23 protein-coding genes and 1 tRNA gene are annotated in these 25,570 nt (G+C 58.1%); 12 read left to right on the forward strand and 12 right to left on the reverse strand.

All coding sequences use genetic code 11. The annotated features are described in order from the left end of the window. Positions 1-76: 76 nt before the first annotated feature. A complete protein-coding gene (locus ACGHP1_RS09835) occupies positions 77-1,060 on the reverse strand; it encodes a Na/Pi cotransporter family protein (protein ID WP_390509232.1) in 984 nt (327 codons plus the stop codon). Between the two features lie 202 nt (positions 1,061-1,262). On the opposite strand from ACGHP1_RS09835, the gene ACGHP1_RS09840 reads away from it, so the two are divergent. From ACGHP1_RS09840 to ACGHP1_RS09850, 3 genes are read left to right on the forward strand one after another with little or no spacing between them, the layout of a single operon-like run. Further along, entirely contained in the window at positions 1,263-1,769 is a 507-nt protein-coding gene (locus ACGHP1_RS09840) for a MarR family winged helix-turn-helix transcriptional regulator (protein WP_194173936.1), read from the forward strand. Beyond that, a complete protein-coding gene (locus ACGHP1_RS09845) occupies positions 1,766-4,072 on the forward strand; it encodes an ABC transporter ATP-binding protein (RefSeq protein ID WP_390509236.1) in 2,307 nt (768 codons plus the stop codon). The genes ACGHP1_RS09840 and ACGHP1_RS09845 overlap by 4 nt, the downstream gene beginning before the upstream one ends. Position 4,073: 1 nt before the next feature. Beyond that, entirely contained in the window at positions 4,074-5,885 is a 1,812-nt protein-coding gene (locus ACGHP1_RS09850) for an ABC transporter ATP-binding protein (protein WP_390509238.1), read from the forward strand. A gap of 213 nt (positions 5,886-6,098) precedes the next feature. Here the strand turns inward: ACGHP1_RS09850 and ACGHP1_RS09855 are convergent, their stop codons facing one another. Further along, the gene (locus tag ACGHP1_RS09855; protein ID WP_390509240.1) at positions 6,099-7,022 is read right to left on the reverse strand and encodes a LysR family transcriptional regulator; all 924 of its coding nucleotides are present in this window, start codon (positions 7,020-7,022) and stop codon (positions 6,099-6,101) included. Between the two features lie 160 nt (positions 7,023-7,182). Between ACGHP1_RS09855 and ACGHP1_RS09860 the strand changes: the two genes are divergently transcribed. From ACGHP1_RS09860 to ACGHP1_RS09875, 4 genes are all read left to right on the forward strand, one after another. Beyond that, a complete protein-coding gene (locus ACGHP1_RS09860; RefSeq protein WP_390509242.1) occupies positions 7,183-9,213 on the forward strand; it encodes an FAD-binding protein in 2,031 nt (676 codons plus the stop codon). Positions 9,214-9,414: 201 nt separating this feature from the next. Further along, positions 9,415-10,335 carry an AAA family ATPase gene (locus tag ACGHP1_RS09865; RefSeq protein WP_390509244.1) on the forward strand — a complete coding sequence of 307 codons (921 nt, stop codon included), beginning with the start codon at positions 9,415-9,417 and terminating at the stop codon, positions 10,333-10,335. After that, entirely contained in the window at positions 10,335-12,089 is a 1,755-nt protein-coding gene (locus ACGHP1_RS09870) for a hypothetical protein (RefSeq protein WP_390509246.1), read from the forward strand. Before ACGHP1_RS09865 ends, ACGHP1_RS09870 begins: the two co-directional genes overlap by 1 nt. Before the next feature lie 308 nt (positions 12,090-12,397). Beyond that, entirely contained in the window at positions 12,398-13,150 is a 753-nt protein-coding gene (locus ACGHP1_RS09875; protein WP_390509248.1) for a hypothetical protein, read from the forward strand. A gap of 47 nt (positions 13,151-13,197) precedes the next feature. Here ACGHP1_RS09875 and ACGHP1_RS09880 read toward each other — a convergent pair whose 3' ends face one another. The 8 genes from ACGHP1_RS09880 to ACGHP1_RS09915 form a co-directional block, all read right to left on the reverse strand. Further along, complete coding sequence (locus ACGHP1_RS09880; protein ID WP_390509250.1) at positions 13,198-14,481, reverse strand: amidohydrolase family protein; 1,284 nt, start codon at positions 14,479-14,481, stop codon at positions 13,198-13,200. A 134-nt stretch (positions 14,482-14,615) separates the two neighbouring features. Further along, a complete protein-coding gene (locus ACGHP1_RS09885; protein WP_291015975.1) occupies positions 14,616-15,602 on the reverse strand; it encodes a substrate-binding domain-containing protein in 987 nt (328 codons plus the stop codon). 72 nt (positions 15,603-15,674) lie between these two features. After that, positions 15,675-16,424, reverse strand: a complete 750-nt coding sequence (locus tag ACGHP1_RS09890) for an amino acid ABC transporter ATP-binding protein (RefSeq protein ID WP_005945732.1) — start codon at positions 16,422-16,424, stop codon at positions 15,675-15,677. A 6-nt stretch (positions 16,425-16,430) separates the two neighbouring features. Continuing rightward, positions 16,431-17,105 carry an amino acid ABC transporter permease gene (locus tag ACGHP1_RS09895; RefSeq protein WP_371287677.1) on the reverse strand — a complete coding sequence of 225 codons (675 nt, stop codon included), beginning with the start codon at positions 17,103-17,105 and terminating at the stop codon, positions 16,431-16,433. Next, positions 17,086-17,745, reverse strand: coding sequence for an amino acid ABC transporter permease (locus ACGHP1_RS09900; RefSeq protein ID WP_005945726.1), 660 nt, complete (start codon positions 17,743-17,745; stop codon positions 17,086-17,088). Before ACGHP1_RS09900 ends, ACGHP1_RS09895 begins: the two co-directional genes overlap by 20 nt. 367 nt (positions 17,746-18,112) lie before the next feature. After that, positions 18,113-18,247: a hypothetical protein gene (locus tag ACGHP1_RS09905; RefSeq protein ID WP_390509253.1), complete on the reverse strand. Its 135-nt coding sequence runs from the start codon at positions 18,245-18,247 to the stop codon at positions 18,113-18,115. Positions 18,248-18,360: 113 nt separating this feature from the next. Continuing rightward, entirely contained in the window at positions 18,361-19,677 is a 1,317-nt protein-coding gene (locus ACGHP1_RS09910; RefSeq protein ID WP_390509255.1) for a sensor histidine kinase, read from the reverse strand. Positions 19,678-19,696: 19 nt separating this feature from the next. Then, complete coding sequence (locus ACGHP1_RS09915; protein WP_097775324.1) at positions 19,697-20,419, reverse strand: LytTR family DNA-binding domain-containing protein; 723 nt, start codon at positions 20,417-20,419, stop codon at positions 19,697-19,699. A 324-nt stretch (positions 20,420-20,743) separates the two neighbouring features. Here ACGHP1_RS09915 and ACGHP1_RS09920 point away from each other — a divergent pair, with 324 nt between their 5' ends. Both ACGHP1_RS09920 and ACGHP1_RS09925 read left to right on the forward strand, forming a co-directional pair. Continuing rightward, on the forward strand, positions 20,744-21,031 hold the full coding sequence (locus ACGHP1_RS09920; protein ID WP_097775323.1) for a type II toxin-antitoxin system Phd/YefM family antitoxin: 288 nt from the start codon (positions 20,744-20,746) through the stop codon (positions 21,029-21,031). Continuing rightward, positions 21,015-21,332 carry a type II toxin-antitoxin system RelE/ParE family toxin gene (locus ACGHP1_RS09925; RefSeq protein WP_349935257.1) on the forward strand — a complete coding sequence of 106 codons (318 nt, stop codon included), beginning with the start codon at positions 21,015-21,017 and terminating at the stop codon, positions 21,330-21,332. The genes ACGHP1_RS09920 and ACGHP1_RS09925 overlap by 17 nt, the downstream gene beginning before the upstream one ends. Positions 21,333-21,574: 242 nt before the next feature. Here the strand turns inward: ACGHP1_RS09925 and ACGHP1_RS09930 are convergent. Together ACGHP1_RS09930 and ACGHP1_RS09935 are read right to left on the reverse strand one after the other, a co-directional pair. Continuing rightward, positions 21,575-21,650: transfer RNA gene (locus ACGHP1_RS09930), tRNA-Ala, on the reverse strand. A 295-nt stretch (positions 21,651-21,945) separates the two neighbouring features. Continuing rightward, a complete protein-coding gene (locus ACGHP1_RS09935; protein ID WP_390509258.1) occupies positions 21,946-22,356 on the reverse strand; it encodes a hypothetical protein in 411 nt (136 codons plus the stop codon). 248 nt (positions 22,357-22,604) lie between these two features. Here ACGHP1_RS09935 and ACGHP1_RS09940 point away from each other — a divergent pair, with 248 nt between their 5' ends. The 3 genes from ACGHP1_RS09940 (at position 22,605) to sigG (ending at position 25,521) form a co-directional block, all read left to right on the forward strand. Continuing rightward, positions 22,605-23,444 carry a sigma-E processing peptidase SpoIIGA gene (locus tag ACGHP1_RS09940; protein WP_097781664.1) on the forward strand — a complete coding sequence of 280 codons (840 nt, stop codon included), beginning with the start codon at positions 22,605-22,607 and terminating at the stop codon, positions 23,442-23,444. A 48-nt stretch (positions 23,445-23,492) separates the two neighbouring features. Further along, a complete protein-coding gene (locus ACGHP1_RS09945; RefSeq protein ID WP_005945695.1) occupies positions 23,493-24,197 on the forward strand; it encodes a sigma-70 family RNA polymerase sigma factor in 705 nt (234 codons plus the stop codon). Positions 24,198-24,753: 556 nt separating this feature from the next. Next, positions 24,754-25,521 carry an RNA polymerase sporulation sigma factor SigG gene (gene sigG, locus ACGHP1_RS09950; protein ID WP_154260378.1) on the forward strand — a complete coding sequence of 256 codons (768 nt, stop codon included), beginning with the start codon at positions 24,754-24,756 and terminating at the stop codon, positions 25,519-25,521. Positions 25,522-25,570: the final 49 nt, after the last annotated feature.

Raw genomic sequence — 25,570 nt, forward strand, 5'->3', positions numbered from 1 at the left:
ATGTTTCCTTTTTGTTCCGCGGTAGGTTTCATCCCTTTCAGTATATGCGCAATTGGTATGTTTGTCCAGTAAAAACTTACCGCACTGCCCGGTCCGGCACAAGGCGGCACACAAACCGCACCATCAGTGGGGTCAGCGGCAGCCACACCAGCGTGCACGCCACATTGAACAAGGTGTGCGCATTCGCGATCTGCCGGGCGATCACGGCAAGCTCCGGCCCTTTGGGCGAAAGTGCAGCCGTCAGCCGCACATACAACGGCAGACCGGCGCAGAACACCGCCGCGCCGGTCAGATTGAACACTGCATGGGCCGCAGCCACCCGCTTTGCGTCCCGGCTTGCGCTCAAGGATGCCAGCACTGCCGTGATGGTGGTGCCGATATTATCGCCCAGCAGCACTGGCAGCGCACCCGCAAGACCCAGCAGACTGCTGCCGTCCAGCCCGGGGCGGGCTGCAAAGTTCTGCAGCAGGGCAATGGTAGCCGAGCTGCTCTGCACTGTCAGGGTCATGCCAAGCCCCGCCAGCAGCCCCAGCCATGGGTGCTGCCGCACCCGACCCAGCCAGTGCACAAACACCGGGCTTTGCGCCAGCGGTTCCATGGCAGTGCCCATATCGGCAATGCCCTCGAACAGCAGGCCAAAGGCGAACACCGCCCGGCCAATAGCCCGGGCCTTCCGCCCCGCACAGACAAAGCAGAGCAGCAGCCCGGCCAGCAGCACAAGGCCGCGCACATCTTCCAGCCGGAAGGCCAGCAGCTGTGCGGTAACGGTGGTTCCGATGTTGCAGCCAAAGATCACCGGGACCGCCTGCCGCAGGGTCAGCAGGCCCGCACTTACAAAGCCCAGCACCATTACCGTGACTGCCGAGCTGCTTTGCAGCACCGCCGTGACCGCAGCCCCCGCCAGCACGCCCCGCATCGGGCTGCCGGTCACAGCGGCCAGCAGGCTTTTCAGGCGGCTGCCTGCCGCTGTTTCCAGACTGTGGCTGAGCGCATCCATGCCGTATAAAAACAGTGCCAAGCCGCCAAAAAGTGTAAAAATTCTTGTCAGGTTCTGTTCCACTGCCGCCGCCCCTCCCGCAGAAACGTTTCTTATTCTATTTATGCAGCTGCCGGGCGGTTCAGGCTTTCTGCCGCCCTCCCCTTTTTGTGAACTTTTTTAAAATTATCCTAAACTGCCCTTGCATTCTGGGTGCCGGAGGAATATTATTGTCAGGCGTTAATAGTTAACAGCTGTTAAGCATTTTGCAATGAGGAGGGATAGAATGTTGAACGAGACCGAAGCCGCCGCGAGCTTTCACGGTCTGTGCCATTTTTTTGGACGGCTGAGCAAGGCGTCCCGGGCCGGCATGAAGGCGGCTCTGCGGGGCTGTCCCAAGTGCCACTTTCCCATGCTGGAGGGTCTGGCTCACACGATCAGTACCCATGGGCAGAACGGAGCGGTGTATGTTTCCGATTTTGCCCGGGAGGCACACCAGCCGCTGCCGGCCATCAGCCGCAGCCTGCGCCAGCTGGAACAGGACGGCCTTGTTCTGCGCGAAGCGGACCCGGCTGACCGGCGCAAAACGCTGGTGCGCATCACGCCGGAGGGCTACGCCGCCTGTGCCCGGTGTGAGGATGCACTCAGCGATTATTTTGCCTGCGTGATGGCCCGGCTGACACCGGAGCAGGTGCAGCAGATGAATACTTTGCGCGGCGCACTGATGGATGCCATTCTTGCGGAAAACGCTTCCCGTGAAGCAAAAAACAACGAAGGGAGAACCGAACTATGACGAAAATTTTCAAGCAGCTGGCCCGGCACTGGGCCGTCTGTCTTGTGGTGTTCTCGCTGCTGTTCGTGCAGGCGTACTGCGATCTTTCGCTGCCGGACTACACCAGCAGGATCGTGGACACCGGCATCCAGCAGGGCGGCATTGAAAGCCCCCTGCCGGAAACGATACGCCAGAGCACGCTGGACGCCCTCACGCTTTTGATGAGCGAAGAGGACGCTCATGCGCTCCAGAACGCCTACGGGTATTATCTTCAGGACGACGGCGTGCTGAAGCTGCGCACCGACCTGACCGATGACGAGCGCACCGCGCTGGAGGATGCCGTCACCACGCCGGACATCGTGCTGTATATGGCCGCCGCGCAGGCAGCGAACGCCCCCGCCGGGCAGGACACCATGGGCATGACCGGCCTTGCTGACATGCAGGCGGCATCCTCTGAGAGCACCACCACGGATAGCGAGACCGTCACCCCCACTGCCGAAGATCTGGACACCGTATGCGCCCAGTTTGCCGCTATGAGCCAGATGCCCGGCTTCACCCGCGAAGCTGTTCAGCAGCAGCTGGCCGGTGCTTTTGCCAGTCTGGATGATACCCTGATGGAGAACCTCAAAAGCCAGTCCATGCTGCTGGTGCAGCTGGAATACGAGGCACAGGGCATCGCCCACGATGTGCAGATGCGCTACCTTTACCGCGTAGGCGGCCAGATGCTGGGCCTGACTTTGCTGATGGTGGCTGTGTCCATTGCGGTGGGCTTCCTCGCCTCCCGTGTGTCCGCCGCCATTGGCCGTGACCTGCGCCGTGAGACCTTTGCCAGCGTCATCGGGTTCTCCAATGCAGAGATCGAGAATTTTTCCACCGCATCTCTCATCACCCGCACCACCAACGACATCCAGCAGGTGCAGTTCGTCTGCGTCATGCTGCTGCGCATGGTGGCCTATGCGCCCATTCTGGGCATTGGCGGCGTGCTGCATGTGCTGAACAGCAGCACCGGCCTTTCCTGGATCATCGTGCTGGATGTGGCCGTTCTGCTGTTGCTCATCCTCTTCCTGATGAGTGTGGCCATGCCCAAGTTCAAGATCATGCAGAAGCTGGTGGACCGGTTGAACCTCGTCAGCCGCGAGATTCTGACCGGCATCATGCCGGTGCGTGCCTTCAGCCGTGAAAAGTTTGAGGAGGAGCGCTTCGACAAGGCCAACAAAGACCTGATGAGCACCCAGCTGTTCACCAACCATGCCATGGTTGCCATGATGCCCTTTATGACCCTCATCATGAACGGCACCAGCCTGCTGATCGTCTGGTTCGGCGGCAAGGCCATGGACAACGGCACCATGCAGGTGGGCGAGATGATCGCATTCATCACCTACACCATGCAGATCGTCATGTCCTTCCTGATGCTGGCCATGGTGGCCGTCATGCTGCCCCGCGCCGGTGTGGCTGCGGAGCGCATCGACGAGGTGATCCGCACCAAAGCCACCATCAACGACCCGGACGAAGCTGTTGCAAAGCCCGCGCAGGAGCACGAAAACTGGCAGGGTGAGGTAGAGTTCCACGATGTGAGCTTCCGCTTCCCGGGTGCGGACAGCGATGCGCTGGAGCACATCAGCTTTACCGCAAAGCCCGGCGAAACCACCGCCATCATCGGCTCTACCGGCTGCGGCAAATCTACCCTGCTCAACCTCATCCCCCGCTTTTATGATGTCACCGGCGGCAGCGTGACCGTGGATGGCATCGATGTGCGCAATATGCCGCAGGCACAGCTGCACGACCTGCTGGGCTATGTGCCCCAGAAGGGCGTGCTGTTCAGCGGCACCATCGACTCGAACCTGAAGTTCGGCGGGGAGCACATCACCGATGCCGATGTGAAAAAGGCTGCTGCCATTGCGCAGGCCACCGAGTTCATCGACGCAAAGCCCGAGGGCTACCAAAGCCCCATTGCACAGGGCGGCTCCAATGTGTCCGGCGGCCAGAAGCAGCGCCTTTCCATTGCACGCGCCATTGCCAAGGACCCCAAAATTTATCTGTTCGACGACAGCTTTTCTGCCCTCGACTTTAAGACCGATGTTGCCCTGCGCCGTGCACTGAAAGCCCAAACCGATAACGCTACCGTTATCATTGTGGCACAGCGCATCTCCACTGTGCTGCACGCAAACCAGATCCTGGTGCTGGACGAAGGCCGTCTGGTGGGCAAGGGCACCCATGCCCAGCTGATGGCTTCCTGCCCGGAGTATCAGGAGATCGCCCGCAGCCAGCTGAGCCAGAAGGAGCTGGACCTCGAATCTCTGAATACCGAAAAGGAGGGTGAGTGATATGCCAAGACCCGGACGCATGACGACCGAACGCGCCAAGGACTTCAAGGGCACCCTGCTGCAGCTTGTGCGCACCCTTGGCCGCTACCGCCTTTCGCTCGTTACCGCCATTGTATTTGCCATTCTTTCTACCATCTTCAACATTGCAGGCCCCAAGGTGCTGGCAAAGGCCACCACGGCTCTTGCCACCGGCTGGATCGCCAAGCTGCGCGGCACCGGCAGCATCGACTTTGTGTATATCGGCCGCATCCTGCTGTTTTTGCTGGGCATGTACCTGCTGAGCAGCGCCTTCAGCTTTATTCAGGGCTGGCTCATGACCGGCCTTTCCCAGAAAGTCTGCTACGACTTCCGCAAGCAGATCAGCGAAAAGATCAACCGCCTGCCCCTTGCCTACTTTGAAAAGCGCACCGTGGGCGAGGTGCTGTCCCGCATCACCAACGATGTGGACACGCTGGGCCAGAGCCTGAACCAGAGCATCACCCAGCTCATCACCAGTGTGACCACCATGATCGGCGTGCTGGTCATGATGCTGTCCATCAGCCCGAAGATGACCCTGATCGCCCTGCTGATCCTGCCGGTCTCGCTGGTGCTGGTGCTCATCGTGGTCAAGTTCAGCCAGAAATACTTCAAGGCACAGCAGGCCATCCTGGGCGTTGTAAACGGTCAGGTGGAAGAAGTCTACTCCGGCCACAACGTGGTCAAAGCCTTCAACCGCGAGGCCGTGGTGCTGAACGACTTCAACGCCGCCAACGACAAGCTGTATGAATCTGCGTGGAAAAGCCAGTTCCTCTCCGGCCTGATGATGCCCATTATGAACTTTGTAGGCAATCTGGGCTATGTGGCAGTGGCCATCGTGGGCAGCATTTTTGCGGCAAACGGCACCATTACCATCGGTGACATTCAGGCCTTCATCCAGTACGTCAAGAACTTCACCCAGCCCATCCAGCAGCTTTCTCAGGTGTCCAACATGCTGCAGAGCATGGCCGCTGCCGCTGAGCGGGCGTTCGAATTTCTGAACGAGCCGGAAGAGGATCAGCAGGCAGACCCGTCCCGCCGGGCCGACCCCGGCTGCATCAACGGTCAGGTGACATTCAGTCATGTCCGCTTCGGCTACACCCCGGACAAGACCGTCATCCGCGATTTCAGCTGTGAGGTCAAGCCCGGCCAGAAGGTGGCTATCGTCGGCCCTACCGGCGCGGGCAAAACTACCATGGTCAAGCTGCTCATGCGCTTCTATGATGTGGATTCCGGTTCCATCACCCTGAATGGCCACGATGTGCGTGACTTTGACCGCAGCGCTCTGCGCGAGGGCTTCGGCATGGTGCTGCAGGACACATGGCTGTTCAAGGGCACCATCATGGAGAACATCCGCTATGGCCGACTGGATGCTACCGACGAAGAAGTGATCGCCGCCGCCAAGGCTGCCAACGCTGACCACTTCATCCGCACCCTGCCCGGCGGCTACCAGATGGAGCTGAACGAAGACGCTTCCAACGTGAGTCAGGGCCAGAAGCAGCTGCTCACCATCGCCCGCACCATTCTGGCAGATAACCGCATCCTGATTTTGGACGAGGCCACCAGCAGCGTGGATACCCGTACCGAGCAGCGCATCCAGACCGCCATGGACCGCCTGATGGAGGGCCGCACCAGCTTTGTGATCGCACACCGTCTTTCCACCATCCGGGATGCCGACCTCATCCTTGTAATGCGAGATGGCGATATTGCGGAGCAGGGCACCCACGACCAGCTGATCGAAGCAGGCGGCTTCTACGCCGATCTGTACAACAGCCAGTTCGAGGACGTGGTGGAGTAAGCTGCCCGTCATCGCAGTATAAGCACAAAAATAGCACCTGCCGCCTTCCTTTCCGAAGGCAGCAGGTGCTATTTGTTTACCCTCTCAGTCATCGCTACGCGATGCCAGCTCCCCCGAGAGGGGGAGCTTTTCAGCAGTTACCGGTCAGCTGCAATAGAGTTCTCCCTTCGGGAGAGCTGGCGCGAATGCGCCTGAGAGGGTTTTCTTTTTTCTTTATTCTTCCACCGGTTCCAGCTTCAGGCCGAACAGCTTTTCCGAGAGGGACGGCAGCAGCTGCTGCAAAGCGCGGACATAGGCCACCACCAACGGGTCCCCGCGCTTTTTCCCCAGCACGATGCCAAACCGGTGTCCCCTGCCCCAGTCCAGTACCCGCACAAAGCTGAGATCCGGTCTGCGGTAATAGACTGCAGGAACCATCTTGAGCGCAGGATCCCCATAGGATGCGCTGCGGATGCCGCCCACCGGCGTAAAGTTCACTCCGCGCTCCAGCCCCTCCTGCAGCAGGCTGGTCTCGTAGACGGTCTGGTACATCTCTTTGACGGGCAGCCAGCGGTATTGCAGCGCCTGCTCCAGACTCAGCCTGCCCACCGGCATATCGGCGGGCGGGTGGATGGGAATGCACAGCTCCGGCACATAAAGCAGCGGGATGAAAGTGAACCCCTGCGCGTAAAATTCCGCACTTTCCAACTGGAAAGAAAGGTCCGCGTCCCCTTTTTTCAGACTGCGCCAGACCTCGCTGCGACTGGCGCACTGCATCATAATAGACGTGTATTGCAGACACAGCTCGTTCGTCAGAGAAAACAGGTCGTACCCGAACATCCGCATGGCCTCATGGCTCCATGCAATGACCAGATGCCGTTCCGGCGGATTTTCCTGCTGCTGTACCGCACGGGCATGGCGCACTGCCTCCTGATATAAGGCCGTCAACTGTTTTGCCTTGGGGTAAAAGTCCCGGCCTGCCGGGGTCAGGATCACCCGGCGCGGTACATGCTGGAACAGTTCAAACTGCAGCTGCCCCTCCAGCGTGCGGATCTGCTGCGAAAGCGCCGACTGCGAAAGATACAGTGCCTCTGCTGCTGCCGAAAAACTGTCCATCTCTACGATTTTCACAAATCCTTCCAGTGCACTCTGGTTCATCTGCGCGTCCTCGCTTTCTTACATTAGGATTTCCTAAATTATAATATAACATAATTGAATTGTAAAGTGCGTCACTCTACGCTACAATTGTTAAAGATTCAGCAAAGTGGTTTTCACCCTGCTGCACGATAAGAAGAGAAAAGAGAAAGAGAGCATCCCTATGAATAAGATCTCCCGCAAAGGCTTTCTGAAGATCGCCGCTGCCGCCGCCATGAGCGGTGTCACTGCCGGTGCTCTGGCCGCCTGCAATTCCGCCTCCAGCTCCACTGCCTCCGGTGCCGCCGGTCAGTACATTCCCGGCACCTACGAGGGCACCGCCGAGGGCATCTCCTCCACCGTCAAGGTCACCATGACCTTCTCCGACAGCGCTGTCACCGACGTGGTGGTGGACACCTCCGGCGAGACCGCTTCTTTCGGCGCTGCCGCTGCCGATGAGCTGCGTGAGCAGCTGATGGCTGCCGGTTCTGCCGAGATCGACGGCGTTTCCGGCTCTACCATCACCTCCGATGCCGTGATGAAGGCTGCCAAGAGCTGCTACGCACAGGCAAAGGGTGAGGCCGTGGTGTCCAGTGTGCAGCTGCCCACAGGCGACGCAAACGACTGGCTGGGCAAAGAGCCTGATATCGACGAGACTGCCATCACTGAGACCGTGGACACCGACATCCTCATTGTGGGTGCAGGCAACGGCGGTATGTTTGCTGCCGCCTATGCAGCTGCGAACGGCCTGAACTTCCGTGTTATCGAGCAGAACGCCAACGTACAGGACACCCGCCACTGGTACGGCGCTATCGACTCCGCTGCCGCCAAGGAGGCCGGTGAAAAGCCCGCCGACCGCGCCAAGCTGCTGAGCGAGATCTCCCGCTACGCCTCCGGTAAGTGTGACCAGCGCGTCGTCAAGACCTGGATCAATGAGTCTGCCGCTATGCACGACTTCATGCGCAGCATTCTGGAAGATAAGTACGGCTGGGTGTGCGATTTCACCTCCGGCAGCGAGGCTGCATGGCCCACAGAGAATGCTGAGCACAATACCGACTACCTCTTCCCTGTGCAGGAGCATAACTACATGGCCAGCGAAAGCGCATCTGGTCTGGCCCGCAACGAGCTGCTGCTGCAGTACATTCAGGAGCTGGGCTACGATGTGGACTTCAAGACCAGTCTGGCCAAACTGGAAAAGAACAGCGAGGGCCGCATTACCGGCATCATCGCCCAGAGCACCGAAGATGACCACTTTATCCGCTACAACGCCAACAAGGGCGTGCTGCTGGCCTGCGGCGGTTTCCCCGGCAACCCCTACATGATGGAGCAGCTGGACCCGCTGGGCACCAGCGTGACCACCGCCTGCTCCTACTCCCCCGCCGACAAGGGCTACGGCATCCGCGCTGCTGTGTGGGCCGGTGCCAATCTGGACAAGGAAGCCGCTCCCATGCTGTTTGACCGCGGCGTTGTTGCCCCCGGCGTAGATGGCGGCTATGTGGATAGCGACACTGCCTTTGGCGGCAAGGCCTTCCCCGGCAAGATCCGCCAGTACAACCCCGGTACCCAGCCCTTCCTGAAGGTGAACCGCAACGGCGAGCGCTTTGCCAACGAGAGCTGCCCCTACAACGATATCGTCTACGCTGCCGCCCACCAGCCGGGCCGCGTCTACGCACAGATCTGCGATGCCAACATTCTGGAGGACGCAAAACGTTTCCACACCATCGGCTGCTCTGCCCAGACCCGCAACGGCGGCGAGAAGTACATTCAGGGTAAGATGGACGAGGCTATTGAGGCCGGTGCATTGTTCAAGTGCGATACGCTGGACGAGCTGGCCGACAAGATGGGCTTTACCGGTGCTGCCAAGGACACCTTCCTTGCTACCGTGGAGCGCTACAATGAGCTGTACGACAAGCAGAACGATGAGGATTTCGGCAAGCCCGCTTACCGCCTGAGTGCCATCCGCACCGCGCCCTTCTATGGCTGCTGGCTGGGTGCCTCTCTGCTGACCACCGAGCAGGGCATTGCCATCAACGAAAAGGGTCAGGCGCTGGACAACAACAACCAGCCCATGGAGGGCCTGTACATCACCGGTGATATGTCCGGCAGCTTTTTTGCCAACAACTATCCCTGCCTGATGGCCGGTGTAGCCATGGGCCGCACCCTGACCTTCGCCATGAAGGCCGTCAAGCAGATGGCGGGTCTGGATAACACCTGATCCAGCGCGGTTTTCCGGCACAACTTAAGCGTTTTTCCATTTCTTCTTTCTTCATGAAGAGAGGCGGTCCCTGTTTGGGGCCGCCTCTCTTTGCCATTTTTTCGCCACGTGCCCCCTACACAAATCCCCACGATTGTGCTATGATAAAGCTGAACAGCCGGTTTGTGCCAGACAACCGGCAAAATCGAGGTGTTTGTACAAATGTCTGATCTCCTTGAAACTCTGCAGCAGGAAGGGGTAGACCCCGCCCTGCTGGAAGCAGTCCAACAGTACCGCGCTGCCCATGCCCTGCCGGACGCACTGCGCCCGCGCATCCCTTCCCCTGCCTTTACCTACTACGGCAAACAGGTGTGGGAGCAGGCGCTGGCGGCGCTGCTCTGCGGTGAAAACCTGCTGCTGGCAGGCGGAAAAGCCACCGGCAAAAACGTGCTGGCCGAAAACCTTGCTGCCGCCTTTGGCCGTCCTGCGTGGGACATCTCCTTCCATGTGAACATGGATGCAGCATCCCTCATCGGCATGGACACTTTTGCGGACGGTCAGGTGATGTTCCGGCCCGGCCCGGTATACCGCTGCGCCCAGTGCGGCGGCTTTGGTGTGCTGGATGAGATCAACATGGCCAAAAACGAAGCGCTGGCCGTGCTGCACGCGGTGCTGGATTTCCGCCGCGCCATCGATGTGCCCGGCTACGACCGCATCCCGCTGGCGGAGGAGACCCGCTTTATTGCCACCATGAACTACGGTTATGCCGGCACTCGTGAGCTGAACGAGGCCCTCACCTCCCGTTTCGTGGTCATCCAGATGCCCACCATTACGCAGGACGATCTGGAAAAGCTGCTGCGGACGCAGTTCCCCGATCTTGCTTCCAAGTATGTGCGCCAGTTTGCACTGCTGTTCCTTGACCTGCAGAAAAAGTGCGACAGTGCGGAAATTTCCACCAAGGCGCTGGATCTGCGCGGTATGCTGGATGCCCTGCGGCTGATCCGGCGCGGCATCCCGGCAGGCGCGGCACTGGATATGGGCATCACCAACAAAGCCTTTGACTCCTATGAGCAGGGCCTGATCCGTGATGTGATCGCGGCGCGCATTCCGGCCAAGCTGGATGCCGCCAAGCTCTTTGGCTGATGGACGCCCAGAGTTACACCGCGCAGGAGCGGCGTGCGGCCAATCAGGTCTGGGCTGCTGCAGGAGCCTATGGCTTTGAGCCGCTGTTTCTGGCCCGCTATACCGACGGCACCACCGATTTTTACATGAACACGGTCGTGGGCCTCATCCATAAATATTACGGTGACGCGCTGATTCGCAGCATCTTTGATGCATGGGACGGTGATCTGCGGCAGACCATGCTGGACGACATGACATGGCTGTATCTGGAAAATGCAGCCTATCGGCTGGAGCTGCCCCGCCGCCCGGTTCTGGAAGCGCTGCGCCATGCCCATGCAGATTACTTTTTTGCGATTCAATACAAGCTCTCCCGTCAGGAGTGGATGGCAAAAAATCAGCTGGTCTACACCATGCAGGCCGCACGCTGGCGGCGTGTGCTGGGCCGCACCGACCCGGTGATGACCCCTTACGAGTCCGGCCTTGCCGCCGCGCTGGCCCCGGAGCATGTGCCGGAGCCGGAACAGCTGAAAGCCGAAATTTTATCGATCTACGCAAAATTCAACCTGTTCGACGGCACTGTGCACCAGAGAGCAGCTTTGCATCTGCATCTGGACGGCCTGCTGGCAAAGCTTGCCACCAAAGCCATGCCCACCCAGATGATCAAAACGGACCGCGTGACCGTGGAACACTCAAACTCCGTGGATGCTGTGGGCGGCGGGCTGGCGGTGGACAAGCGCAGGGCCCACATCACCCTGAAGCAGAATGCCGCGCAGGACAGAGCCTACATCGAAAGCTGCTTCGGCCGCTCTCTCTACCCACCGGAACGGCTGCGCAAGGCTGAGCAGGAGCTTTGCGTGGGCGACCACCTGGGATGCCATTTGTGGTTCAGCGCCGGTGTGCCCAGCCCGGAGCAGGCTCCCACACCGGAAGCAAAGCATCTGGCTGAACAGGCTGAGCTGCAGGCCGACCGCAACCGCGCTTATTACGCCAAAAATCGGGAACTGCACCGCAGTGTGGTGCTGCGGCTTACCGAGCAGATCCGCAACTGCATCCTTGTGCACCAGCAGCCCAACGCCCGTGTTGCCCGCAGCGGCAACCTGAACGCTGGGCGCATCTGGCGCGCACCACTTTTGAACGATGACCGGGTGTTTTTGTGTGCCGAGGAAGAGAACCAGCCCTCTTTTACGGTAGACCTTTTATTGGACGCATCCGCTTCCCGCCTGCACTGTCAGGAAGTGATCGCTGCTCAAGGATCCATTTTGGCCCAGAGCCTTGCGGCCTGCGGGATCCCGGTGCGGGTGTCCAGCTTCAGCAGCCTGCGGGGCTACACCGTACTGCGGGTGCTCAAAGGCTTTGCAGACAAAAACCTGCAAAACATCAACCGATATTTTGCTTCCGGCTGGAACCGTGACGGCCTTGCTCTGCGGGCCGCAGGCGACCTTTTGCAGTATGCGCCCGGTCCTGCGCCGCGGCATCTGCTCATCGTGCTGACGGACGCTTCGCCCAACGACAGCCGCCGCATCCCGCCCAGTGCAGAAAACCCGCTGGGCTGCGGTTACGAGGACGCTGCCGGTGTGGCTGACACTGCCGCGCAGGTGCGTGCGCTGCAGCGCATGGGCATCCGGGTGTCGGCTGTGTTCATGGGTGAGGACAGCTCTGCCGGTGCCGCTGCACAGATCTACGGCAAAAACATGGCCCGTATCCGCGGCATGGACCAACTGGCCCGCGCGGCCGGGCGGCTGATTCAGAACGAGATCCGTGAACTGGGCGATTGAACCATATTTTACCAGAACAGCCCACAGATGGGAGGCTTTGGCCTTGCCGTCTGTGGGCTGTTTTTGATACAGAACACAACTGATTCGCTCTTGCAACAACCATGTTTCGGGTCACTGTTGCAGGATGCGCGGAAATATTTTGTTTTTCTACAAACTTATAGTTGTTTTCCGTTGTGAAGTATGCTATACTATGTTCAGTCAATAAAACATTCCTGCGTAAGCTGCCTGCTGTGCACCGGGTCGTTTGGCGCAGTGCCCATCCGTTATACAACGAACTGCTGTGTTATAGTTTCAGGAGGGAATCGATCATGGATGCCAACCGTTATTTTGATGCCATGCACAACGCTATGTCAGCTCAGCACCCCGGTGCGCAGCTGCTTTTAACGGTAAAGCTGCAGGACACCTGCGGCAACGATGCCTGCCTGGAGCTGAAGCAGCTGCCCGGTGAGAGCACCTCCATTCTGTGCTACTCCACCATGGGACGCCGCCACCTGAACTTTCAGCTGTTCCGCAAGGGCTGGCAGCTGTGCCACAACGCCGATGGCCAGCTGGTGGGCCGCTTCCCTTCCAGCGCCGACGGCCTGATCGACGAGACCGATTTCCGCGCCTACTGCCGTGAGGACAGGCTGGATATGGCCCGCACCCAGCGCATCACTGCCGAGCTTCGCCAGTGCGCCGGTATCGATTATCAGGGCAGCATCCCGCAGAACGCCCGCACCGGTGCCGTTATTACCGTGGAGAGTTTTGTAGGGGCCGGTGCCCGCTGGTCCTACTGGAGTCAGGATGTTCTGCCCAGCCTGCCGCTGGGTGCCATCCTCTACTGGCTGGCGGATCATCTGGCCGGTGCCGAGCGCCGCACCCTGCAGGCCGACCCGCAGGCAGCCCGCCTTGCCGCCCAGTGGCTGGCCGGTGATACAGCCGTATTCTTCCATCCGTCGGTGCCGATGACTGCCATGAATACGGTCTCTTCCGGCTCTGCACCCGCACGTCGCCGCACCACTGTGCCCGCTGCCCGCAACAAGAGCTGGCAAAGCATCATGGCCGTGATGGCAGGCATGTGAACGAAAAAGCAAGGAAAGACCGATCGTCTCTCCTTGCTTTTTCAGTATTATTCGAGGTACGGGTCCAGCAGGGCATCCACCGTTTTGTTCCGCTTGGGGTTCGGCTTTTTGATCACATGGCCGCGGCAGACCACCAGTTCCAGATGCTGCAGCGCACGCAGGTCGTCCAGTGGGTTGTGCTTTGTCACAATAAAATCTGCGCTCTTGCCCGGCTCAATGGAACCGGTTACGTCTCCTACTCCGGCCAGCTGAGCATTGCGCAGGGTGGCCGTGTACAGGGCGAACTGGTTGCTTACACCGCAGTATTTGTGGAAGTAGCACAGCTCCCGCCAGAAATCGTACTGGGTGATGTACGGGCAGCCTACATCGTTGCCCAAGGCCACCGGGATGCCGTTGGCAAGGGCGGTCTTTGCGCTTTCCACCACACCGTCAAACACGATCTTGCCGTTATACTGGTCCTTTTCCGAAGCGCCGGAAACCGCTGTATCGAACAGCGCATAGGGCAGCGCCGGGGAGATAGTGGTGCACACAAAGGCTCCCCGCTCCTTGTAAAGCCGGATGGTCTCATCGTCCATCTTTGCGCCGTGCTCAATGGAATCCACGCCGTTTTCCAGCGCCGCCTTTACGCCCTCCGGCGATTCGGTGTGTGCTGCTACGGTGTAGCCCAGCCTGTGGGCTTCGTCGCAGACGGCTTTGATCATCTCCGGCTTCATTTTCAGCTCTCCGGGCGTTCCCTTTTCGGTGGCATCCAGCACACCGCCGGTGATCATCAGCTTGACAAGATCCACCTTCTGGCCGCTGGCCTTTTTGAGCTGAGCAAGTGCTTCGGCATTGTTATGGGCCGCAACTGCCACCGAGCCCGCCATGTGTCCCCCGGGCACCGAAATGCCTTCGTTGGCAGCAAGGATGCGCGGTGCCAGCAGCTTGCCAGCTGCAGCATCATCACGGCAGCGGGTGTCAAAATCTGCAATGCCGCCCACGGTGCGGATGGTAGTCACGCCACCCAGCAGTTCCAGCTTCGCGTAGCTGCATACCAGCCTGTAGGCCACCGCACGGGTCAGGCCATTGCTCAGAATTTTGCGCACCAGCGCAGCATTATCCCGCGGCTTTGCGCTGGGCTTGCCGTTGCCTGCCAGATGCACATGCAGGTTGATCAGGCCCGGGCACAGATAGCCTCCGTGCAGATCGATCACCTCATAACCGTCCAGATCCACGCCCTCATCGACAATGGCAATGATCTTATCATCCTCGGTCAGCAGGATCTTGTGCTCTACCGGCTGCATCTGCTCGGTGCCATCCAGCAGGATCCCGTTCGTATAAGCACGTTTCATTGGGAACATCCTCTCTTTTTCAGGTTTTTCGGACAGGAGTTGTTTTGTTCCAGTATAGCACGTTCCGGCAGATGGTGCAATGCAAAAACGGGCAGGAAAGGTTCAGCCCTCTCCTGCCCGTTCGGTGTTTTTATTTACTGTGCGGCTGCGCTGGAAGCTGCTTCGGAAGCAGCAGCCTCAGAAGATGCGGCTTCCGAAGAAGCAGCTTCGCTGGATGCGGCATCTGCGCCGCCGGTCACGCCGCCCTCAACGACCAGCTCATCCTCATAGTCAAGGCCGTAGGTATCCACCAGAGTCTCCTCATAGTCCTTGTGGAAGAAGTTCTCTTCGCCCAGAGCCTTGATCTCCTCGTTCAGCCAATCCAGAACGGTGGTGTTGCCCTGGCTCACAGCGGGAGCAATGGTGTCCTGACTGCCCAGAGAGGGAATGCCGACCGTGTAGCCGGTGTTCTGCTTTGCAAATGCAATGACCTCGGTGTTATCGTTGGCCCATGCCACGCCGTTGCCGTTCTCCAGTGCATTCTTGGCCGTTGCATAGGAATCGTACTTCTGCAGCGGAATGTCGGGGTACTCCTTGGTCAGGTAGGTCTCGGCGGTGGTGCCGGAAATGACGATCATCTGGTCGTCAGCGTTCCAGTTGTCCAGAGTGGTGATAACGTTGCTGTCCGGAGAAATGACACCCAGAGCCACGTTCATGTAAGGCAGAGCAAAGTCCACTTCCTCTGCGCGCTCCGGGGTCACGGTGAAGTTTGCCAGGATCACATCCGCCTTGCCGGTCTGCAGGTACTCGATGCGGTTTGCAGCCTCGGTAGAAACAAAGTTGATCTCTACGCCCAGATCCTCGCCCAGACGGCGTGCAAAGTAGACATCATAGCCCTGATATTCGCCGTTCTCGTCCACATAGCCGAACGGGTTCTTATCGGAGAACACGCCGATGTTGATGGTGCCGGACTCCTTGATCTGATCCAGCGTGCGGTAGACCACGCTGCTGCCAGATGCTGCGCTGCCGGATGCTGCAGTGGAAGCAGAAGAAGAGCCGCCGCATGCGGTCAGAACAGCGGCAGCGGAAACTGCACCCAGACCCAGCAGGAAGGAACGACGAGAGATCTTAGACTGTTTCATAATGATTACTCCTTTACAAAATCTTTCCCATTTGGCTGCGGAACACCCGCAGCCTTTATCTTGATCTGTGACTCATTTCACAGCATCAAACGTGAAGGTGCGCAGGAAGCGTTGCGCGCGCTCGGTCTTGGGCCGGTCAAAGAACTCGGCCGGTGCAGCTTCTTCCACGATCTTGCCGCCATCCAGAAAGATGACGCGGTTGGCAATGGCGCGGGCAAACTGCATTTCGTGGGTGACGATGATCATGGTCTTGCCCTGCTTGGCAAGGTCCAGCATAACGTCCAGCACCTCGCGCACCATTTCCGGATCAAGGGCAGCGGTCACTTCGTCAAACAGAAGGATCTCCGGGTGCATACACAGTGCACGCACGATGGCAACGCGCTGCTTCTGGCCGCCGGAAAGCTCACGCGGGTAGCTGTTTTTCTTGGCAAGCAGGCCCACACGGTCCAGCAGAGCTTCGGCCTCCTGCTGCACTTCCGCTTTGGGGCGCTTCTGCACCTTGGTGGGTGCCAGAAGCACATTGTCCAGCACCGTCATGTGCGGGAACAGCTCATAGCTCTGGAACACCATGCCGATGCGCTGGCGCAGCTGAGTCAGATTTTTACCGCCGTAGGCAACGGTCTCATTGCCCAGCCGCACCCGGCCGCTCTGGGTGGGCTCCAGACCATTCAGACAGCGCAGCAGGGTGCTTTTGCCGCAGCCCGAAGGGCCGACCACCACGATGACCTCGCCGGGCTTGACAGCAAAGCTGATATCATCCAGCACGGGGGTCTCGCCATAGGCCTTGATCAGATGTTCAACAGTCAAAATAGGTTCTGCCATGTACGGTCACTTCCATTTCTTTTCGAGATAGGATGCCAGCAGACTGATGGGCCAGCATACGAAGAAATATAACACGAAAACCGTGAGATAAATGCCAAACGCTGCGTTGGGGCTGGCGGTGCGGTTGGCCTCGATGATCTGCTGTGCTACCTTGATCACTTCCACCACACCGATCATCAGCACAAGGCTGGTGGTCTTGATCATGCGGGTAATCAGGTTGATGGACAGCGGGATCAGGCGGCGCACCGTCTGCGGAATGATGATGTACCAGTAGGTCTGCGCACGGCTCATGCCAAGGGCCTCGGCGCTCTCATACTGGTGCTTCGGAATGGCGATCAGCGCACCGCGCACAAGGTCGCTCATTTCTGCGGTGCCCCACAGCACAAACACGATGATGGATGCCATCTCGCCGGAAAGGTTCCACCCAAAGGCACGGGTGGTGCCGAAGTAAACGAGGAACAGCAGCACCATCTGCGGCATGATGCGGACGAACTCCAGATAAAGCCGCAGGATCGCCTTGATAACGGGGTTGCGGGAGGTCATGAGCACACCCAGCAGGATGCCCAGCGGCAGGCTGATGATCACCGAGACGGCGCTGATCTTGAGTGCAACGCCAAGGCCGCCCAGCAGGCGGGCCATGTTTTTGCCCTTGAACAGGACATCAAGACCCAAATCCAGCATAGCGCAGCCTCCTTTCGATCAGGCTGCCCACAATGGACACCGGCAGCAGAATGATAAGGTAGAACACCACCAGCAGGAACAGACATTCGATGGTTTTGGAGTACATGCCGATCAGGTCCTTTGCCGTGAACATCAGGTCCATCAGGCTGATGGCGCTGAACACGCTGGTCTCCTTGAGCAGGAAGATCACATTTGCCATGAAAGCCGGCATACTGGTGGACATGGCCTGCGGCAGAATGATGTAGCGCATGGTCTGCCAGCGGTTCATGCCAAGGCTGTAGGCACTTTCGGTCTGGATGGGCTCAATGGCTTCCAGACCGCTGCGGAACGCTTCGGCCATGTAGCTGCCGCCCAGAAACGCCAGACCGGCAATGCCGCAGATCTCGGCATTGGTGCGGATACCCACCTTGGGCAGGCCATAATAAATGAAGAACAGCTGCACCAGCAGCGGTGTGTTGCGGGACAGCTGGATGTAAACACCCACGATCTGCCGCAGAACGGGCACCTTGTCATACTGGATCACTGCGCAGGCAAGGCCAATGATGATGGCAAAAATGATGCCTGCAACGCCCAGCCGCACGGTAAGTACAGCGGCCTTCTGGTAGAGCGGCAAATATTGCTGGATCGCATTCCAGTCCATTGCCGGATTCCTCCCTTGTATCCTGATTTGCGGGTCAAAACAAAACGCCCGGAAGCTCCCTCTTCAAGTAAGCTCCCAGGCGGTCAGCGACAGATCCTTCTGCGTGTTCCCACACAGAATATGCAGATATGCTCACACGGCATACCATACTGCAGGGCGGCCGGTCCGGGAAGCGTTTGCGGTACAACAACACATTGCGCAACAACACATCATAGCCGTTTCCTCCCTGAATGATCTCAATTTTCGGATTTGCTCGACCCGATGCACGTAGTTTACACCCTATTACCCATTATGTCAATATGATTATGGGACTTCTTTCGATTCTTTGCTCATTCAGCCTAAAATCATCTCATTCCATGTGTAAATTTTATTCATTTTTCAACTTGACCGTATGCGTCGTGCGGACAGCAAAAAGCCCTCCCGTCGGGGGGGGGAGGGCCGGGCCGGACAAAGATTTTTTAGGAAAGTTTAAGAAACAGCCGGTTTTGCTTTCTGCTGCCATATGCTCCCCTCCTGCCTTTTCTTTTATAAATAAGTATCATGATCTCCCGGGAAAAGTGCAACCCAAAGGCACCGGCTTGTGCAAAAAAGCCGGTGCCTTTGGGCGGGAATATTTTACAGGTTCAGCAGCACATTGGCCCGGAAAACGTTGCCGCCCGTTTCCACCGTCAGATTGCCGTGATACCTGTGCACGGCAGTTTCGACGGAAACAAGGCCGATGCCCTGTCCGTCATGCTTGGTAGAGTGCAGAACGCCGCCCTGCTTTTTCAGCACGCCATCGTAGCGGTTCTCCACCATCAGGCCCATCATGGCCGGGCTGAGCATCCGGGCCAGCACCTTGACCTGCCGTTCTTCCGGCGGCAGCTTCTGGCTGGCATGGAGCGCATTTTCCAGCAGGTTGCCAAGAATGGTGCACAGGTCGGCCTCCGGCAGGGGCAGGAGCTTAGGCAGTTCCAGCTTCCATTCGATCTGGATGCCCTGTTTCCGGGCCTCGTAGTCGTAGTGGCCGGCAAGCGCATCCACCGCAGCGTTGACGCACAGGGTGGGTCTGGCATCGCTGAGTTCGCTCTCGTACTGGCTCAGGTAGCTTTTCAGTTCATCCAGCCGCCCGGCCTCGGTCAGGCCAGAGATCACATGCAGGTGCTGGCGGAAATCGTGCCGCAGGTGGCGGGTCTGTTCCAGATAGCTGCGCAGCTCCATATAGCGGCGGGACTCCACGGCCAGCAGCTGGTTTTCGCGGTCCAGCTGGGAGCTGCGGGCATACTCCTTTGCCACGCGGTACATCTCGTACAGCAGCAGAAAGATGCCCAGCAGCGAGATGCTCACTGCCAGCACCGCGATGATGCGGATGCGGTTCATCAGGATGACGCCGATCTCCTTCGGCATACAGAACACCAGAAACGCCGCGTACAGTGCCGGCAGCGGCCATGCCGACTCCCAGAAGGCTTCGCCGTGGTACTCCTGCAGCAGCCACCGGCTCCAGCGCACTGCCGTAAAACGGAAGATGACGCTGAGTATCACCGAGAGGGTCAGGCAGATGACCGAGGTGCTGGGCAGAAACACCGGCTGTGCATTGTCCAGCTCAGCTTCCGCGTTCAGCACAATGGCAAGCAGGGTGCACACAGACATCATCACCGCCGACACTGAGAACAGAAACATGGTCTGGCTGATCGATACTTCCCGGTCGGTGCGCCAGCGCAGCAGCCAGAAGCTGATGATGAGCAGCGGGATGAGCAGGAAGTTCGTTTCTATGTCCAGCATGCAGCACACCGCTGCGCCAGCCAGACCCATCAGTGTGATCGCCGACGCACCGATGGCATAGGTTTTACGCGGTGCACGCAAGTGCTCCTGCAGCGAGGCAAGGCAGAGGTATTCTGCCGGATACATCATTGCAAATTCCAGAAAAAAACGTCCAAACAATGCAAAATTCACAAGCGCTCTCCTTTCCGGGTCAGAATTCCCGCTGCATACCACGGAACTGGTACTGCGTAAATTGGGCAAGCAGGCTGTTTTTGTCCTTCTGCCGCACCGGCAGATGGGTCCCATCCAGCATTTCAATGCAGTCGCCCTCAAACCGCAGCACCTTGGACATGTTGATGATCACGCCGCGGTTGCACACCAGAAATTCTGGCTGGGTCTGAAGCTGTTCCTGCACCTGTGCAAAATTTGCCGTGGCCCGGCACTCGCCGTCATCCGTGACCACACGCACATAATGGTTCTGTGCCGTAGCATAGTAGATCTTGGTCAGCGGCAGCCGCACGATCTGCCGGGCAATGCGCACCTCCAGCTCCGGCTGCTGGCGGCACAGCACCCGCCGCAGCTCCCCTGCCAGCTGCTCAAACTTTTCTTCCTTATAAGGCTTGAGCAGATAATCGAATGGATGTACCGGAAAGGCATCCCACACGTACTCCGGCGAGGATGTCACAAACACGATCAGCAGGTCCGGGTCGGCCGCACGCAGCCGCTGCGCCGTCTCAATGCCATTGGTGCCCTCCATGCAGATGTCCAGAAACACCACCTGATACCCTTCGCGCCCGCCGGCCCGCAAAAATTCATCTCCGCTGGCAAAACAGCTGCAGGATATGTTCTCATTTTCAAATGCCTTTTTCAGCAGCTGTTTCAACCGTTCGGCATCCGGCTTGCTGTCTTCCACGATCGCCGTCTGCAGGTTCATTGCTACACCCCCTGTTCCTTCTGCTTCCCTGTTTTTTATATTATAGCACAAGTTCCGCCTTCCGTGGTCTGCCATTCGCGCACAAAACAGCCCGTTTCGCGCAGGTTGCGGCAGTGGGCAGAAATTTTTTTGTGTTTTCCTGCTGCAATGCAAAACAAAAAAGGCACCACACAATGTGTGATGCCTTTCTGATCTGGTGGAGATTACCGGGATCGAACCGGAGAACGAAGTGACAGCTGTTCGCATTGACTTCGTTGCACAATATGGATATAATATAATTAGAATTTTACTATTATAGATCGTTCAGGAGCAGGAGGTGCTTTTATGAATATCCGTCCATCTGCAGCGATTCGTCAGAACTATAACGAGATCGCCGATCTGTGCAGAGAAACCGCTGAGCCGATTTTTCTCACCAAAAACGGCGAGGGTGACTTGGTCGTCATGGACATCGAAACCTACAACCGCCGTGAAAAAATGCTGAAGCTCCGTGAAGAGCTGCTTTCCGTGGAAGAGGACCGGATGCGTGGAAGCGAGGGCTATTCGATCGACGAGGTCACTTCCATGATGCGCAGTGCGATCAAGGAGGCCGCCGGACATGGAGCAGCAAAATAAATACCGCGTGATCGTGTCAGCACGGGCTGCTCAGATGCTGGTGTCCCATGCCGCATTTCTGGCACAGGTCAGCCCTGCAGCAGCAGAGCGGCTTACAGTGGAATTTGAAAAGGCTGCAAAATCTCTGGAGCAGATGCCGCAGCGCTGCCCATGGCTCAAAGGCGAATACATTCCTAAAAATGCTTACCGATTTATCTTGTTTGAAAAACGCTATATGCTTATCTTCCAGATCGTAGATCATACGGTTTATGCAGATCATGTGGTAGATTGCAGACAGGATTACGGCTGGCTCATCCGATGATCAACAAAGGCGGTGGCTTTCCCTTTTGTGGGAAGCTCCCGCCTTTTTCTGCGTCTGTATAAAAAGAAAAGCACCATACTTCCTACGAAGTACAGTGCTTTTTGGGTGGAGAATACCGGGCCAATTCTGATCACGGTGACCCTCTTGCAGTCCATGCACGGCGCTCCCCTGGGTGAGCTAAGCCCTCACTCGTTTGGCAACAACAAAAAAGGCACCACACAATGTGTGATGCCTTTCTGATTTGGTGGAGAATACCGGGATCGAACCGGTGACCTCTTGCATGCCATGCAAGCGCTCTCCCAGCTGAGCTAATCCCCCAGATGTTCGTGCCGTGCCTGACGACGTGATTTATTATATCAGCACATCCGGGAGTTGTCAACTGTTTTTTGAAAAATTCTGCAGCAGTTTGTCTGCCATCGGGAAATTGTTTTTGAACGGGTTATTCTCATTCCATCCCTGCGCCGTTTTCCCACAACCTGCTAAGTTTTTATGCAAACAAAAACCCCGCACAAAACAATTGCTTGTCTTGTGCGGGGTCCCTAGCTCTTTTTATCTGACACAGCAAGCGCTATGTCAAATCAAACCATCTGTCCTATTCAGGAAAGATTAGTTATTAGAGAGTGGGCAGAGTGCCTTTCTTAGTTTCCAGACCGATGGAGCCGCTGCCCAGGGTGTAGATAGCGGACAGGCCGCCCAGGATCTGCATGCCAGCGTTCAGAGCGCCAACAGCAAAGCCCCAGTTGCCGCCGAAGGTGTTGTAGCCCTTGTTGTAAGCCTTATCCAGATTCTTAACAGAGAAGCCGATCACATCGCCGGGAACGTAGTTGCCATCGAACAGCTGGCCCAGAATGGAGCTGGTGTACGCATCCAGGAAAGAGTTGCCAACGATCTTGATCACGTTAGCGGAAACGTTCTGCCAGTTCTCAGTGGTCATGACAGGAGCCAGGACATCAACCAGGCTACCACCAACAACGTAGGTCATCTCGTTTTCTGCAACAGCAGAGAAGTTTGCAGGCATCATCATAATGAATTTCTCCCTTCAAATTTAGAAAGATATTTGCAAGCCATTTGTTTGGCTTACGTCCCTTACTAGGATGGCAATAATATACCACACTTTCCAGAAATGTTCAAGTACTTTTTTGAAAAAAATGTGAAAAATGTGATAGACTGTGAAAATCCGGTCTCAAAATTCTTACAGAAGCCGCTTTTTTGCACACAGCGACATGGTTTTTTGCGGAATTGGAAGATACTGGAATTTGAAAGGGATCGTGTATGAAAACCGTGATCTATCTGGACGAACTGCTGCTGACGAACTTTCTGGCCGCAGCAGCGCTGCTTTTGGGCGCAGGGCTTTTGTGTGCGCGGCAGTGCAGCGGCCTGCGGCTGATGGCGGGCAGTGCGGCAGCGGCAGCAGCTTCGCTGGGCATTCTGCTGCCGGAGCTGCCCGGCCCTGCAGCTTTCCTTTATAAGGTGTTCACCTGCTGTGCTGCTGTAGCTGCGGCTTACGGCGTGCCGGGCCTGCGCAATTTTGTGCAGCTGTGTGTGTGGTATCTGCTGCTGAACCTGCTGCTGTGCGGAGCCGTGCTGCTGCCCGGAGTGCAAAGCGCAAATCTCTGCGTCTATCTGCCGCTGTCTCCGGGCCGGCTGCTGCTGTGCTGCGGTGCAGTGCTTGCCGTGCTGCGCGGCGTACTGTTCTGCTTTGGCCGTGCAGGCACCCGCTGCATTGCCGCTGTGCTGGAGCTGGAAGGTGCAGTCCTCTCCGTACAGGCTTTCTGCGACACTGGCTTCTCAGTGCAGGACCCGCTGACCGGGCAGGCAGTGGTTCTGGTCTATTATCCTGCCGTGCGCAGCGCCCTGCCGCAGGAGCTGCGCACATTCCTGGACCGTTATTTTGCCTGTGGCACGGCACCGCCGCCGGAGCTGCGGGTGCGGCTGGTGCCCTGCACCACCATTGCCGGGCACTGTGTGCTGCCTGCCGTTCCGGCCAAGGCCCTGCGCACCAGCAAAGGCAGTGCAGCGGGCATTCTGGCCGCATTCTGCCGCCCGGAAACGCAGCAGCCATGGACAGCTCTGCTGGGCAGCGAACTGGCCGTACAGCTGGGCATCCGCTGAGAAGCGTTTGATGCGATCGATATCTATAGATGTACAGGAGGGGTATTCATGTTTCATGTTCTGCACCGGTTCTGGCGTTGGCTCCTTGCACGGCTGGGCTATTGCGGCGGCGCACATTTTCTGGCGGGCGCGCCCAGCCTGCCCCCGCCCCTGACCCCGGAACAGGAAAAAGTCCTGCTCTCCCGTATGGCTGCAGGCGATGCCGCTGCCCGGGACGACCTGATCACCCACAACCTGCGGCTGGTGGTGTACCTTGCCAAAAAGTACGAAAGCAGCGGTGTGCCTGCCGAGGACATGATCAGCATTGGCACCATCGGGCTGATCAAGGCGGTGAACACCTTCACGCCGGAGCGCAGCATCAAGCTGGCCACCTACGCCAGCCGCTGCATCGGCAATGAAATTCTGATGTACTTACGCAAAAGCTCCAACCGCCGTCAGGAAGCCAGCATCGACGAACCGCTGAACGTGGATGGCGACGGCAACGAGCTGCTGCTTTCTGATATTCTGGGCAGTGATGAGAACCAGATCAGCCAGCGGCTGGAGCAGGATGCGGAGCGCGCTGTGCTTCGCCGGGCCGTGGACAGCCTGTCCCCGCGGGAACGGCAGATCATGGAGCTGCGCTTTGGTCTGGCGGACGGCATTGAGCGCACCCAGAAGGAGGCCGCCGACGCACTGGGCATCAGCCAAAGCTACATTTCCCGGCTGGAAAAACGGATCATCCATACCTTAAAAGTACAATTGGAAAACGAGTGAGGTGAAAAAACGCGGACTGCCGCCCGCTGGGCTTGACAATCCACGCTGATTTGCGTATAATAAAACTACAAAAGGCGCTGGCCCTGCAAACGGCTAGTTCCTTACCGGATTAGTCAAGAAAAGATGACCGCTCGGATTGGGACTCGAGGCGGTCATTTTTTCTTTTTGTCATCACTGTGAGAAACAGTCCATGTAATTTCAAACGTAACGTAGATTGCTCCGCCGAGAAGCGTGAGCAGAAGCACGACCTGTTCAAACGTCATGGTGCATCCCCCCTTTCCGCCCTTGGGCATCCGGGGAGAACGAGATCTTCAAGAAAAAATCGTCTTTAGCCGGCACCCAAGTACCGGTAAGGACTAGCCGCCTGCGTTTGTGGGCACAGCGCCTGATGGCGGCGTTGCCGCCGCAAATACAGCATATCATAAATCTGCACGAAAAACAATATTTTGCCGCGCTTTCCTGTCAAACGGGAAAGCGCACAGTTTTTTCCACGCATACAATGCCGCTGCGCATCCCATACTCCCGGTGAAGATCAAAACAGACCGGGGGCGTTTGGATGTACAACAAAGTGGAGCTGTGCGGCATGAACACTGCAAAGCTGCCTGTGCTGACCGAAGCCGAAAAGCGGGAACTGCTGGCCCGCGCCCACGCCGGTGATGCAGCAGCCCGGGAACAAATGGTGGAAGGCAACCTGCGGCTGGTGCTCAGCGTGGTGCAGCGGTTCGCCCAGCGCGGCGAAAATCTGGACGACCTGTTTCAGGTGGGGTGCATCGGGCTGATCAAGGCCATCGATCATTTTGACCCCGCCCAGCCGGTGCGCTTTTCCACCTACGGTGTACCCATGATCATTGGCGAGATCCGGCGTTTTCTGCGGGACAACAATGCCCTGCGGGTGAGCCGCAGCCTGCGGGATACCGCCTACCGGGCCATGCAGAGCCGTGAAGCGCTGGAAAAGCAGCTTGGCCGCGAGCCGACCATGGACGAGATCGCGCAGGCGGCGGGCCTTGCCCGGCGCGAAGTGACCGCCGCGCTGGAATCGGTGGTGGAGCCGATCAGTCTGGAAGAGCCGGTGTACACCGATGGCGGCGATGCGATGTATGTGATCGATCAGGTGCGGGACCCGGACGGCGAGGACAGCTGGATCAGCGGGCTGCAGTTCCGGCAGACCGTGGCCGGGCTGACCCCGCGGGAAAAGCGGATCATGGAGCTGCGCTACCTGCAGGGCAAGACCCAGATGGAGGTGGCGCAGGAGATCGGCATCAGTCAGGCACAGGTCAGCCGGTTGGAAAAAGGCGCACTGAGCCAGTTCCGCACCCGGGACTGAACCTAAAAAAGACGGCACAGCTTCCGTTTTGTTCGGAAGTGTGCCGTCT

This window comes from Faecalibacterium sp. i21-0019-B1, from assembly GCF_042852915.1.
GTDB classification, from domain to species: domain Bacteria; phylum Bacillota; class Clostridia; order Oscillospirales; family Ruminococcaceae; genus Faecalibacterium; species Faecalibacterium taiwanense.

Bases quoted from the DNA above. Each gene is read 5' to 3' on its own strand.
- ACGHP1_RS09840 (WP_194173936.1), top strand. From the start codon at position 1,263: ATGTTGAACGAGACCGAAGCCGCCGCGAGCTTTCACGGTCTGTGCCAT.
- ACGHP1_RS09845 (WP_390509236.1), top strand. From the start codon at position 1,766: ATGACGAAAATTTTCAAGCAGCTGGCCCGGCACTGGGCCGTCTGTCTT.
- ACGHP1_RS09850 (WP_390509238.1), top strand. From the start codon at position 4,074: ATGCCAAGACCCGGACGCATGACGACCGAACGCGCCAAGGACTTCAAG.
- ACGHP1_RS09855 (WP_390509240.1), bottom strand. From the start codon at position 7,022: ATGAACCAGAGTGCACTGGAAGGATTTGTGAAAATCGTAGAGATGGAC.
- ACGHP1_RS09860 (WP_390509242.1), top strand. From the start codon at position 7,183: ATGAATAAGATCTCCCGCAAAGGCTTTCTGAAGATCGCCGCTGCCGCC.
- ACGHP1_RS09865 (WP_390509244.1), top strand. From the start codon at position 9,415: ATGTCTGATCTCCTTGAAACTCTGCAGCAGGAAGGGGTAGACCCCGCC.
- ACGHP1_RS09870 (WP_390509246.1), top strand. From the start codon at position 10,335: ATGGACGCCCAGAGTTACACCGCGCAGGAGCGGCGTGCGGCCAATCAG.
- ACGHP1_RS09875 (WP_390509248.1), top strand. From the start codon at position 12,398: ATGGATGCCAACCGTTATTTTGATGCCATGCACAACGCTATGTCAGCT.
- ACGHP1_RS09880 (WP_390509250.1), bottom strand. From the start codon at position 14,481: ATGAAACGTGCTTATACGAACGGGATCCTGCTGGATGGCACCGAGCAG.
- ACGHP1_RS09885 (WP_291015975.1), bottom strand. From the start codon at position 15,602: ATGAAACAGTCTAAGATCTCTCGTCGTTCCTTCCTGCTGGGTCTGGGT.
- ACGHP1_RS09890 (WP_005945732.1), bottom strand. From the start codon at position 16,424: ATGGCAGAACCTATTTTGACTGTTGAACATCTGATCAAGGCCTATGGC.
- ACGHP1_RS09895 (WP_371287677.1), bottom strand. From the start codon at position 17,105: ATGCTGGATTTGGGTCTTGATGTCCTGTTCAAGGGCAAAAACATGGCC.
- ACGHP1_RS09900 (WP_005945726.1), bottom strand. From the start codon at position 17,745: ATGGACTGGAATGCGATCCAGCAATATTTGCCGCTCTACCAGAAGGCC.
- ACGHP1_RS09905 (WP_390509253.1), bottom strand. From the start codon at position 18,247: ATGGCAGCAGAAAGCAAAACCGGCTGTTTCTTAAACTTTCCTAAAAAA.
- ACGHP1_RS09915 (WP_097775324.1), bottom strand. From the start codon at position 20,419: ATGAACCTGCAGACGGCGATCGTGGAAGACAGCAAGCCGGATGCCGAA.
- ACGHP1_RS09920 (WP_097775323.1), top strand. From the start codon at position 20,744: ATGAATATCCGTCCATCTGCAGCGATTCGTCAGAACTATAACGAGATC.
- ACGHP1_RS09925 (WP_349935257.1), top strand. From the start codon at position 21,015: ATGGAGCAGCAAAATAAATACCGCGTGATCGTGTCAGCACGGGCTGCT.
- ACGHP1_RS09935 (WP_390509258.1), bottom strand. From the start codon at position 22,356: ATGATGATGCCTGCAAACTTCTCTGCTGTTGCAGAAAACGAGATGACC.
- ACGHP1_RS09940 (WP_097781664.1), top strand. From the start codon at position 22,605: ATGAAAACCGTGATCTATCTGGACGAACTGCTGCTGACGAACTTTCTG.
- ACGHP1_RS09945 (WP_005945695.1), top strand. From the start codon at position 23,493: ATGTTTCATGTTCTGCACCGGTTCTGGCGTTGGCTCCTTGCACGGCTG.
- sigG (WP_154260378.1), top strand. From the start codon at position 24,754: ATGTACAACAAAGTGGAGCTGTGCGGCATGAACACTGCAAAGCTGCCT.